This is a genomic window from Bacillus sp. HMA207, assembly GCF_003402455.1.
Classification (GTDB): Bacteria; Bacillota; Bacilli; order Bacillales; family Bacillaceae_G; genus Bacillus_A; species Bacillus_A cereus.
This window is the reverse complement of sequence record NZ_BEZT01000001.1, coordinates 3,710,055-3,722,610: the sequence shown is the minus strand read 5'-3', so window position 1 is coordinate 3,722,610 and position 12,556 is coordinate 3,710,055. Positions and strand designations below refer to the sequence as shown.

Sequence of the window (12,556 nt, the reverse complement as noted above, 5' to 3'; positions counted from 1 at the left end):
GAAGAAGATTTCAAATATATCACAATATATTAAAGGAATTGAGGGAGAACTACAATGAAAAAGATTATAAACAAACCAGAAACATTAGTAATGGAAATGTGTAACGGAATGGTTATGGCTCATCCAGAGCTTGAGCTTTTGAAAAAATATAAAGTCATCAAGAAGAAAGAAATGAACGAAAACAAAGTAACGTTAATTAGTGGCGGCGGTAGTGGTCATGAGCCGGCACATGCAGGATTAGTCGGAAAAGGAATGTTAGATGCGGCAGTGTGCGGAGATGTGTTTGCGTCACCTTCACAAATTCAGGTATACCAAGCGATTAAAGAAACAGCTAGTAAAAAAGGTACATTATTAATTATTAAAAATTATAGCGGCGATATTATGAATTTCAAAAACGGTGCGCATTTAGCGACGGAAGATGGAATTGAAGTCGACTACGTAAAAGTGGACGATGATATTGCGGTAGAAGATAGTCTGTACACAGTAGGACGCCGCGGCGTTGCAGGCGTTATTTTAGTTCATAAAATTGCCGGCGCAGCAGCGGAAGCAGGTATGAATTTAGGAGCGGTGAAAGCTGTAGCAGAAAAAGCAGCGGCTAACGTGCGCACAATCGGTTTAGCGTTAACGTCTTGTACAGTTCCAGCGAGCGGATCACCTACTTTCACACTTGCGGAAGATGAAATGGAATACGGCGTAGGTATTCACGGCGAACCAGGAATTAAGCGTGAAAAAATGCTGTCAGCAGATGAACTAGCTAACCGTATGACAAATGATTTAATGAAAGATTTAGGAGTAAAAGATGGCGAGGAAATCGCACTTCTAGTTAACGGTTTTGGCGGAACACCACTGCAGGAACTTTACTTATTTAACAATGCAGTGACGCGAGAATTAGCTGCTAGAAACATTAAAATTAATAGAGTATTCGTCGGCAACTATATGACGAGTATCGATATGGCTGGTATGTCTTTAACGGTAATGAAGTTAGATGAAGAGCTAAAAACATTACTATCAAAAGAATGTAATACACCAGCGTTTAAAGTAGACGGTCCAGTTGAAAGTGTAGAGTACGTAAATGTACTTGAAGAGACAGAAGAGAAGGAAGTTTCATTTGAACTAGAAACGGCGGAAGAACACGCTGTGATAAAAAATAATGTTATCACATTAAACAACATGATTTATCTCGTTGATAAAATGAGCGATATTATTATTAAAAATGAAGTACCGTTTTGTGAGTTAGATACGCATGCTGGTGACGGCGATTTCGGAATGAGTGTAGCAAAAGGATTTAAGCAATTAAAACGTGAGTGGCATTCTATCGTGGAACAAGAGAATGTAACGATCGGATCATTCCTTGACGGTTGCTCCATGATTATTATGGAACATTGCGGCGGAGCTTCAGGCCCAATTTGGGGCGGAGCATTTCGCGCAGCTAGTAAAGCAGCGGGCGAAAAACGTGAGCTAACAGTGAAAGAATTCGCTGAAATGTTACAAGCAGCATTGCAAGGCATCCAATCGATCGGTGAAAGATCATTCGGCAGAGGAGCAGTAGTTGGTGACAAAACACTTGTTGACGCACTTGCTCCATGTGTAGATTCTTGGTTAGATAGCGCCTCAAACGAAGTAGACGTAAAAACTGCCTTTGAAAAAGGAGCAGAAGCAGCGGTCAAAGGAGCAGAGTACACGAAAGAAATCGTAGCTCGCATGGGCCGCGCTGGTACAGTTGGCGAAAGAAGCTTAGGATATCCAGATGCAGGTGCACATGCACTTGGGGTTATCTTTACGGAGATTGCAGGTAGTTTGAAATAGGAATTAGAAAGTCCCTCTGCCTTAAGGTGGAGGGATTTTTATATAGTTGATATGTAGAAGACTTCTTTCGGTTCTTTCTCAGTAAAATATGAGTTTGTTACTATTTTTGATAAAATCTTATTTCAAAAATACAACTAATATTTCTCAACATTAATATATTGAAAATAGTTAGAATATTTAAGATAATCATTTGTGAAGAAGTAAATTATAAAAAAAGGGGGAATTTATTTTGTTACGTCGTTTATCTATTTGTACAGTACTAACAGCTTTTATATTTACTTTATTTACATTTAACGGCTCTGCTTTCGCGGCTACGAATGCTACTGAAAATCAAAATGTAGTAGCAGCTTGTGCAAAGGGAGGTACGGTAGGTGTATATGGTGCAAAGATGCGCAGTGGTTATACTGTCGATTCACCTGTCTTACATACATTTAATGATGGTACGAAAATTACTGGAACATGGGTAACTGGTGAATATGTTCAAGGTCATTACAGTAATTCTAAACAGTGGTTAAAAGTTACATATAAAGGGATGACAGGTTATGTATCCCATACAACATTATATAACGTTTGCTCATAAAACTATGTACCATAATAGCTTTGGATATATTGAGCTAATCTCTTCTCGAGATTAGTTCTTTTTTATCTCTTAGTTTTTAATGGGGCATTTTTTGAAAAAGACCAACGATTCATTAAATCGATGGTCTTACGTTTATATAGTATTCATTTGTATATATATTAAATTTTTCATTGTTTTTTGCTTATTTTAGACTTAGTTTGTTTGTGATTGCAGCTTATCAATTTTCCAGTATGTTTGTAGAGGGTCTAAAGAGCTTTCAATATAAAACATATATTCATCTGCGGTACGTGGTACTTCAAAAGCTATTTTCAATTCTACCGTTTCATTTGGTTTAACTTGTATATCAGAAGGGTTTTGATCAAGCACCTTTCCTTTATAAATCTTTCCATCTTTTTCATCTTTTAAGTTATATTTTAATTCTGATAGTCCAATCGTTTGACCTCGTACATTTTTTACAGAGACATTAACAATGACGGAATCGTTGCTAGCATTTAAATAGGCACTTTGAACAGCGGTCAAGTAATAGCCTCCCTTAACACTCTCACCAACTAATAAAATACCTTGTTCCAAGCGGCTCATATCTTCTTTTTCTTCAAAATTTATTAATTCTTCATTTTCATTTTTTGCGGTTGGTTCTTCTATTGGACCATTTTCAACGGCACTATCTGTTTTATCTTGTGTGCAAGCAGCAGTAACACTGACTAATACTAGAATGAAAGTAAGTAATATAGATAATTTTCTCATAAAATTTATCTGTCTCCTTAAGTTTCTCAATTTTGTGCAGCTATACATATAAGATTAACATAATGTCTCATTATTGGCTCAAAATAGGGGGTCTTTTAGACAACTTATTCTTTTTACTTTTAATATACATTTGATTGGTTCTCGCGATATTTGTTAATCTTTTAAAACATTGGCTTAGTAATACCGAGGGTTATTATAGATATATTAATCATATAATTTGTCCATATCAAAATGAACGTTTTTTGCATCTAATATATTGTAAATATATTTTATTTTGAAAGGATGTGATTATATGGCTCATAAATCTACTGGAGTGTTTCGAGTTCCAGTCTCTGAAAATGGGATTATTCCAACTGCTCTCAACATTATGTTAAACAATGATTCACGTTGCCATACTAGTAATGTAACGGTAACTGTTAAGAGAAGTCGAAACACTTTTTTCCCAACTCAAAATGAATTAGTTGAAATCTCTCGTACTTTTGTTTCTTTAGAACCAAATAGAACAACTAAGATTGTGTTGTTTACTCCAGAATTTCAAGTAGAAGATTTCCTTGATGTCATCATTAGTGGAAATAGAGAGGATGTTAAGGATGTTCTTGTATATTCTTTCTTAGCAGATTCAGTAGGTCATAATCTGCCATCTACTGTTTTCAGAAATGCAGAATACACTTTTTCTTGCTGACACTGTAATGATGTATTCTTTACTGTCGTATATCTGAATTGAAATGTTACAAGTAGCACTTCACGGCATACAATCTATCGGTGAAAGATTGTTCGGCAGAGGAGCGGTAGTTGGCGAAAGAAGTTTAGGATATCCAGATGCAGGTGCACATACGCTTTGGGTTATCTTTACGGAAATTTGAAGATCCCTTCTACCTTAAGGTGAAGGGTTTTTTTTTATGTTTTTTTGATATATATTGCTAAGTATGTTCCAATAATTCATTCTATTGTATTGAGAATAATTTCATCTACATCAAAAAAACGGCTTATAAAAGGAACTAGTATTTGAGGTGGGTTTATTAACGAATTTTATATATAGCATGAATGAAAATGAGATAAATAAAACAATATTCCCTATTATGTTTTTAAGAATTAATTGAGCAGGTCCTTGTAAAAATAAAAAAAAGACACCTAAAGGTGCCTTCCGCCGGCTTAAATTATTTTAATATTATCGATCTAAGTTTAAAAGCTATAAGGATTTTTTCTATAGGATTTGTAAGTAGTTTTTATGAAATTATGAGTGTTTTTTATTTTGTAATTCAATAAGTTCATCTGGTATCACTTTTGTATAATATTCTTTTTCTGTTAGTTCAAATATAAATAATGCTTTTTTCCAGTTATAAATAACATCTTCTACATTATGTTGTTTCATTTTTAATAAACACTGACCTTTTAAATAGAATAGTTCACCTAGTAGGTATAAAGTATGTAGATTAATTGCTAATTTGATACCCTTATCAATGTACTTTATTGCCTCTTCATATTGATATGTGAAGTCGAAACATTTTGCTAAATTTAACATGAGTTTTAATTTAATTTCTTTATCTCTAGGAAAATCTAATTTATTAAAATTAGTTAAACATCTTTTGAATATATTAATACTTTTTTCATATTCTTTATTTTCTGCATAAAATATAGCCATTGTTTGCATAATATCTATTTCTCTTTCTGATAAAAAATCAGAATTAGTTAAAGTCAGTTTTAATGCATGATTTAAAAAATCTAAAGCAGTTTTTATTGATTTATCCACCATAAATACAGCAATTGCTTCATGCCACATTAGAAATTGTTTCTCATCTTTTGTTTGAAAATTATTTAAGTTTTTCTCTTTTTTTACTATTTCATAAAGTTCTTTATATTGTTTTTGCTTTAAGCAATCTTTTATTACGTATTTTACATTTTCTACATATTTTAATCTTTTGTTTTGAGTTAGTGCAAATATATTATTTGGGTCAATACCAAGTCTTTCTGATAATTGATATAACAATATACTAGATGGATAAATCATACCTTTTTCAATCTTGCTAATTTGACTTTGTGAACATATTCCATGACATAATTCGGATTGTGATATATTTTTTTTGATTCTAAGTTCTTTAATGGTAATACCCAAATCGTTAAATTCCATTTTTCCACCTACTATTTAGCACTTTATTAAAATAAGAACATTCTCTAACCTTAATGTAATGTAAAATTAATATAGTTGCAATTATTGTTTTAAAGGGCTTATCGTTTCTATAAGATGGTGAGATTTTTTTATGTACAAAAAAGACACCCTAAGGTGCCTTCCGCCGACTTGAACCACTTTCATTTAATATAAACCTAGCTGTATTTTCACATGCCTTTCCAATTCCTCTATTTTCCATTTGATAAAATGAAATTCCAATATTACCAATAATTAAATAAATATTTCTACATATTCAAGATATTTACATAAATTATAAAAGTGATACATTTAAGTTGTAATCTATAAAAACTATTAAAGGGGGATTTATTATGTTCAAGAAATTAGTAGTAGGAGCGTTAGCAACAGGTATTGCATTAACAGGAGGAATTGGTGCAGCTTCAGCTGATACACAAAAAGCTGTGAGCTCTCCGGAGCAAGCCACATGCTCAATTCCTTATGAGTATTCTAATGGTAAATTCAAAAGAACTCTTTATTACTCAAATGGAGTATATGCTAATAGTTTTAATGAAAATGTTTGTGGCGGGACGATTACGTGGTACTTAAAACATGTTCAAAATGGAGTTGCTTTTTACGAAGGTAATTTAAAATAGTAGATTTTTTGAACCTCATTTATTGAGGTTCTTTTATTTGTAGTTTTTAAACCGATTCTCTATAAAAAAGACACCCTAAGGTGCCTTCTTGCGATTTGCTCCATTGTAATATGGTATTGGATGCCAGTCCAATTATTATTTTACCACCTTAAGTAGTTTCGGTTATTGAGAAAAAATACAACTCATTGTTTGAATGCAAAAAGCCCTAGGGGGACTAGGACTTTTTGCTAGAATGAATAAGATTTAAAAAAGGACTTATATAACGTAACATATGAATGTTTCGTAAATGTATCAAAAAAGTGAACAAAATAGTTATTTTAAATAAAAAAAGCTCCGCGATAAAAGCTGCGGAGCTTCATAAGGTCGAGTTATGTCGTACTCACAAGGGATTTTAACATGGATGTTGTGGTAAAAATACTAGTAAATTTATCCTATAACCCCGCTGATTAGAGTTTCACTTCATTCGAAGGAATTCATGTTTTATAAATTAGATTATGATAGTTGATATTCTCCATATTGACCAGAAAAGAACTAGAAATTCTAGTGAAATTCCAAGTGTTCGTTTCCTAGTTTTTTGAAATTCTTTTATTAAATAGCCAACAGCACTAATTGCTATAAGAATGAAAAGAATAAGTTCGAGTGTAACTGGCATTTTATCTACCCCTAATACATTAATTTATTATATAAAGATTATAAGATATTTTTGTGGCTAGTAGTGAAAAATTTAATAAAACTATCTCTAAATAGTTATTTTAAAAAGAAGAGAAACTAGCAAAAATTAGATACTTTTGTATAAGAAAGGAATAGATTAATAATTTAATATAAAAAATACAAGATATGCAATATTGCATATCTTGTATTTCATATTACATTGAACCCAATTATGCCTTGAATAGAGAGGGTTTAAAAGAAATATAATAATCTAAATTGTTTACCAATTAATATGGTAAATTATAGATAAATAAAGAAATTTATGTTAATGTACTTATGGTAATATACTGTTAAAAAAAGGAAGAGGTGAAAAGTTTATATGTTTAAAAAAGGCGTATCATTGCTATTAATTTTCATTTTATCTATTTCTACATTTAGTATAGTAACTCACGCTGCTAGTAGTTCAGAATATGTGAATCAATCATTCTATGGGTATAAGGAGCCATCTTTTAATTCAGTTAAAACAAATGGCGGATCAGAGTATGGTGCTCAAAATGTAGGAGTCGTGGAAAAAAGAGATAATGGTTGGTGGAAGATTGAAACATGGGAAGGTCCAGTTTGGATTAACTTAAATGGGGAAGAACGTGTCATGGGAGATTTCTATGCATATGATGAACCTTCTTTCTCATCAAAGGTTGCGAATGCTGGAGCGAAGTACGGGCGACAAACATTTAGAATAGTAGATGGAACAACAGATGGTTGGCTAAAATTTAAGACGTGGGAAGGCGACAAGTGGATGAATCCTACGGCTGAACAAATTACTGTCAACAAAACAATCTATGCGTATAATGAACCTTCATTTAATGCACAGAAAGCAAATTATGAAGCACCATTTAACCCGCAAAATTGGGGAGTAGTAGAAAAAAAAGAAAATGGCTGGATGAAAGTAAGTACTTATGAAGGTTATAAGTGGATCAATCCAGATGGAGAAGAAAGGTTCATAAACAAATTATTCTATGCGTATAACGAAGCTTCATTTAATGCAGCTAAAGCAAACGCTGGAGCATTATATAGTCCACAAAATTTTAGAGTTGTGGATGGAACACCTAGTGGATGGTTGAAGGTTAAAACATGGGAAGGCGAAAAATGGCTGAATCTAGATGGAGAAGAAAGATTCATAAACAAATCATTCTATGCGTATAACGAGCCTTCATTTAGCTCAGGCAAAGCAAACGCTGGAGCATTATATAGTCCGCAGAATTTTAGAGTTGTAGATGGGACAACTAGTGGGTGGTTGAAGATTAAAACATGGGAAGGCGACAAGTGGATGAATTTAAATGCGGAAGATACAGGCGTAGAATTCTACGTGGAAGCTACTGCATATAGTGTAGAAGGTAGTCCACCAAATGAAAGGATTACGGCGTCTGGAATAGACATAGGAAAAAATCCTAACATCAAGTTAATTGCAGTTGATCCTAAAGTTATTAAACTAGGAACGAAAGTTTGGGTTGAAGGATACGGTGATGCAATTGCTGGAGATACAGGTGGGGCTATTAAAGGCAATAAAATTGATGTTCTGTTTCCTACAGAAAAGCAAGCACGTGAATGGGGACGTAAAAAAGTGAGAATTAAAATAATGAAATAGGATATATCTATTCTTTGCTTCGAAAATTATATATTAGACAAAATAAAAGGGAGGATATTTTTATGTTTAAGAAAAGTATAGGAATCTTATTGTTTTTTATTCTATCTATCTCGACATTCAGTATGGTAACTCACGCTGCTAATAGTTCAGAATACGTGAATCAATCATTCTATGGGTATAAAGAACCATCTTTTAATTCAGCTAAAACAAATGGCGGATCAGAGTATGGTGCTCAAAATGTAGGAGTCATGGAAAAAAGAGATAATGGCTGGTGGAAGATTGAAACATGGGAAGGTCCAGTTTGGATTAACTTGAATGGGGAAGAACGTGTCATGGGAGATTTCTATGCATATGATGAACCTTCTCTCTCATCAAAGGTTGCGAATGCTGGAGCGAAGTACGGGCGACAAACATTTAGAATAGTAGATGGAACAACAGATGGTTGGCTTAAATTTAAGACGTGGGAAGGCGAAAAATGGATGAATCCTGCGGCTGAACAAATTACCGTCAACAAAACGATTTATGCATATAATGAGCCTTCATTTAATGCACAGAAAGCAAATTATGGAGCACCATTTAACCCACAAAATTGGGGAGTAGTAGAAAAAAAAGAAAATGGCTGGATGAAGGTAAGTACTTATGAAGGTTATAAGTGGATCAATCCAGATGGAGAAGAAAGATTCATAAACAAAGCATTCTATGCGTATAACGAAGCTTCATTTAATGCAGGAAAAGCAAACGCTGGAGCATTATATAATCCGCAGAATTTTAGAGTTGTGGATGGGACACCTAATGGATGGTTAAAGGTTAAAACATGGGAAGGCGAGAAATGGCTGAATCTAGATGGAGAAGAAAGGTTCATAGAAAAAGCATTCTATGCGTATAACGAGCCTTCATTTAGTTCAGGCAAAGCAAACGCTGGAGCATTATATAGTCCGCAGAATTTTAGAGTAATAGATGGGACAACTAGTGGATGGTTGAAGATTAAAACATGGGAAGGCGACAAGTGGATGAACCTAAACCAAACAGATTCTGGTTCTTCTGGAGTAATTGATTTAGCTTTAAAACAACTTGGAAAGCCGTATGTTGAAGCTGGGACAGGACCAAATGGATTTGATTGTAGTGGCTTTATTTATTACGTATTTAAAAATAATGGATATAACATTGTGAGAACAAGTGTTGCAGGATACTGGGGAATGGTTACAAAAATAAGTGATCCTCAACCAGGAGATTTAGTATTCTTACAGAATACATATAAAGCGGGTCCTTCTCATTTAGGAATATATTTAGGGAATGGTGAATATATTCATGCTGCTGACGAAACAACAGGTGTAATTAAAAGTAAGATAAATAGTTCATACACTCAAAAGCACTTCTTGGGGTATGCTAGATTTTCAAAATAATTAAATTGGATTCAATAAAAAGACAGCTATCTATGGATAGCTGTCTTTTTATTATTTGTGTTGACTTGACTACTTATATATATTCACAAGCAAAACAACATAATATTAATACGGAAAAATATATTAATATGAATTTTTGCATATTTTAAAATTCAATATATCCCTCAAAAACTTTTAATTGTATAATATATTTTGTCATATTTTTAGATTTTTCGACATAAACCAACAAAAATAGAGAGCGTATTGGGAGAAGACATTATGTATACAAAACTATTAAAATCAATTACATCATTATCACTGATTGGTGGTGCGTTGTTATATACAAATGGCAGCGATGTAAAAGCTGCTGAAGTGGGTGTTTTTTCTGATGTGCCGACATCACATTGGTCATATCCTGCGATTAAAGATTTAGCGAGTAAGAATATTATTTCCGGTTATGGAAATGGGATATTTGGTTTTGGAGATGTTGCGACAAGGGAGCAAGTTGCGGCTTTAATTTATCGAGTGTTAGTACCAAATAAACAAGGCGGTTCGTTTAGTAATGGTGGAACTCGTTACGTATTAAAGGATGGATCTACGTTTAAAAATCCTTACGGTGATATTAATCAAAGTTCTACAATGTTCCCAGAAGAGGTGTTAACTTTAACGAATTTAGGAGTTTTTAAAGGTGATGAAAATGGCCAATTTAGACCGAAAGCTTCTGTGAGTCGTGCGGAAATGGCACAAATTCTTACAAATGCTTTCCATCTTGCGGCAAAACAAAAACATACCTTTAAGGATGTTCCAAATCCATTTTGGGCAGAAAATGCAATTAGTGCGGTGCAGTCAAATGGAATCGCAGATGGCACAGGGAACGGGAATTTTGAACCGTATGGCACAGTAACACGTGAACAGTATGCGCAGTTTTTATATAAAACTTTGAAATATAAAAATGCCGATGTGAAAGACACAGGAGATGCGGCATTATTAACAGCTTTTAAAGAGGAAGTACAAAAGCGTATTAATACATACGAGACAAATATTACACTTCCATATAAAACGAAAAATAATAATACAGAAGAAGTGATGAATACACTTTTTAACGCATATAAAGAAGTTGCAAGTAAAAATGAGTATACAAATAATAATAGATCGAATGTTTCATATGGACTTTCTGGATCACCTGGAAATTATACGTTTACGCTTAAGATTACATATCGTGAAACGAAAGAACAGACGGAATATGTCATGAAACAAGCGAAAGCAATCGTTTCTTCTATTACTCAAGTTGGAATGGATGATCACGAAAAAGTGAAGGCGATTCATGATTACGTAGTAAAGCATGTTTCTTATGATACGTCTTATAAAGCTTACACAGCATATGAAGCACTTGTAAATCGTTCTGCGGTTTGCCAAGGTTACGCACTATTAACTTATCAATTATTAAAAGAAGCAGGAATTGAAAATCATTTTGTGACAGGAACTGGGGACGGACAACCTCATGCTTGGAATTTAGTGAAAATCGAAAACAAATGGTATCACCTTGATACAACATTCGATGATCCAGTGCCAGATGAGCAGGGCCGCGTCACGTATTCGTATTTCAATTTATCAGATGAACAAATCGCAAGAAATCATGAGTGGAACCGCGGAGACTACCCGCAAGCTACAACGAATTATTATAGTACACTGACAAACAAAATTGCGGCAGGTAGTACGAAAACGCCTGCATATCAACAAATATTAAAAGATACAAAGTTAAACTATTTAGGAAATGAATATATCGCAAATAACTATACCGAATTAAAAAATAAAATGCAGCAACGCTATAGTGCAAAACCAGAGAAAATTGAAGTGCTATACAAGCAATCAATGAATGGTGCACTGCAAGATGTGAAAAAGGCAATTGGCGAAATCGATTATCCGCAAGGGGCAAATCGAGTTTCTTATAAAGCGGAGCCTTATAATGCGAAAGAAGGGTATTCTTTAGTGACGATTACGTTTACGTATTAAAAGCAACCTAGATCCTATAGGATCTAGGTTGTTTTTTTATTATTCTTCGACAAAACATGACAATATATAGATACATTCTTTGCTACTATGAGATGAGAAATCTTACATTAAAAAACTGTTTAAAATAACTAATGCAGATAGGCGGAAAAAAATGAACCGAAAGTTACTAATGGCTTTAACATGCGGTACATTGCTTATGGGAATGGCTGCTTGTAGCTCAAATGAGAAGACTACAACTGAATCAAAACCTAAACAAGAAGAAAAGGTTCAGGAAAAACCGAAAGTTCAAACCATTCAAAAGCAGCAAAAAGATAGTTATATAGTAAGTGAAGATGAACTCTCTAAAGCGGCACAGTCGATTGATGAAATTCAAAACGAGCAAACTATAAATGATATGATGATACATATGTCTTTACAAAAACTCAAATTCAATGGGAATAATCTTCATGTTTCCGGTACCCGTGATGTAGGGCGATTTCAAATGACGAAAGAAAACATTCAATACTTAAAAAACAACTTAAATGTTATTAATAATGATGAAAGACCAAAATATGAATCTATTCTGAACAAATGGTATGATGGAGAGTTCGAATCTGTAGTTAAAGACTTTGAAGAAATTCATTATTTACGTTCAGGAAAAAAGCAAAGTATGGAGGGATCTAAACTAGCTGAAAAAATTGATAGTGATGAAAAAGAATTTATTCTCCATTTCTTTGGTCAAGAAGGATTAGATATCCATAATAAAGAGTGGAAACAGGGCGAGTTATAGAAGTAAAACTGAATTTCTCTTCACTAGGAAGTACAATGTTTTACGGAACAAAAAAATAATGAAATTTCCTTAAATATAGTCCCATCGGGAGGTTGTCTATACTGAGATTCAATAGATACACAGTAATGCTTATTTTTCTAGCCATTGGCACAAATGCTGCATTATCTATGTGGATTAAGCAGGGACTT

General features: G+C 33.6%; 11 protein-coding genes. 9 read left to right on the top strand and 2 right to left on the bottom strand.

Annotation, left to right across the window (positions count from 1 at the left end):
• Nucleotides 1-54: 54 nt before the first annotated feature.
• On the top strand, nt 55-1,806 hold the full coding sequence (gene dhaK / locus HMAS_RS19245) for a dihydroxyacetone kinase subunit DhaK (RefSeq protein WP_000720761.1): 1,752 nt from the start codon (nt 55-57) through the stop codon (nt 1,804-1,806).
• 229 nt (nt 1,807-2,035) lie between these two features.
• Complete coding sequence (locus HMAS_RS19240; RefSeq protein ID WP_000946193.1) at nt 2,036-2,386, top strand: SH3 domain-containing protein; 351 nt, start codon at nt 2,036-2,038, stop codon at nt 2,384-2,386.
• A gap of 192 nt (nt 2,387-2,578) precedes the next feature.
• Here HMAS_RS19240 and HMAS_RS19235 read toward each other — a convergent pair whose 3' ends face one another.
• Complete coding sequence (locus tag HMAS_RS19235; protein ID WP_001228901.1) at nt 2,579-3,130, bottom strand: DUF4352 domain-containing protein; 552 nt, start codon at nt 3,128-3,130, stop codon at nt 2,579-2,581.
• Nucleotides 3,131-3,422: 292 nt separating this feature from the next.
• Here HMAS_RS19235 and HMAS_RS19230 point away from each other — a divergent pair, with 292 nt between their 5' ends.
• Nucleotides 3,423-3,812 carry a hypothetical protein gene (locus HMAS_RS19230; RefSeq protein WP_000940665.1) on the top strand — a complete coding sequence of 130 codons (390 nt, stop codon included), beginning with the start codon at nt 3,423-3,425 and terminating at the stop codon, nt 3,810-3,812.
• 43 nt (nt 3,813-3,855) lie between these two features.
• Nucleotides 3,856-3,993: a DAK2 domain-containing protein gene (locus tag HMAS_RS19225; protein ID WP_000942237.1), complete on the top strand. Its 138-nt coding sequence runs from the start codon at nt 3,856-3,858 to the stop codon at nt 3,991-3,993.
• A 371-nt stretch (nt 3,994-4,364) separates the two neighbouring features.
• Here HMAS_RS19225 and HMAS_RS19215 read toward each other — a convergent pair whose 3' ends face one another.
• On the bottom strand, nt 4,365-5,258 hold the full coding sequence (locus tag HMAS_RS19215; protein WP_000395469.1) for a helix-turn-helix domain-containing protein: 894 nt from the start codon (nt 5,256-5,258) through the stop codon (nt 4,365-4,367).
• A gap of 368 nt (nt 5,259-5,626) precedes the next feature.
• Between HMAS_RS19215 and HMAS_RS19210 the strand changes: the two genes are divergently transcribed.
• From HMAS_RS19210 to HMAS_RS19190, 5 genes are all read left to right on the top strand, one after another.
• A complete protein-coding gene (locus HMAS_RS19210) occupies nt 5,627-5,908 on the top strand; it encodes an LCI fold-containing protein (RefSeq protein ID WP_116344959.1) in 282 nt (93 codons plus the stop codon).
• Between the two features lie 1,030 nt (nt 5,909-6,938).
• Nucleotides 6,939-8,204, top strand: coding sequence for a 3D domain-containing protein (locus HMAS_RS19205; protein ID WP_000473134.1), 1,266 nt, complete (start codon nt 6,939-6,941; stop codon nt 8,202-8,204).
• A 62-nt stretch (nt 8,205-8,266) separates the two neighbouring features.
• The gene (locus HMAS_RS19200; protein WP_000474055.1) at nt 8,267-9,607 is read left to right on the top strand and encodes a C40 family peptidase; all 1,341 of its coding nucleotides are present in this window, start codon (nt 8,267-8,269) and stop codon (nt 9,605-9,607) included.
• 258 nt (nt 9,608-9,865) lie between these two features.
• Nucleotides 9,866-11,599, top strand: a complete 1,734-nt coding sequence (locus HMAS_RS19195; protein WP_000288190.1) for an S-layer homology domain-containing protein — start codon at nt 9,866-9,868, stop codon at nt 11,597-11,599.
• A 151-nt stretch (nt 11,600-11,750) separates the two neighbouring features.
• Nucleotides 11,751-12,368, top strand: coding sequence for a DUF6241 domain-containing protein (locus HMAS_RS19190; RefSeq protein WP_001080421.1), 618 nt, complete (start codon nt 11,751-11,753; stop codon nt 12,366-12,368).
• Nucleotides 12,369-12,556: the final 188 nt, after the last annotated feature.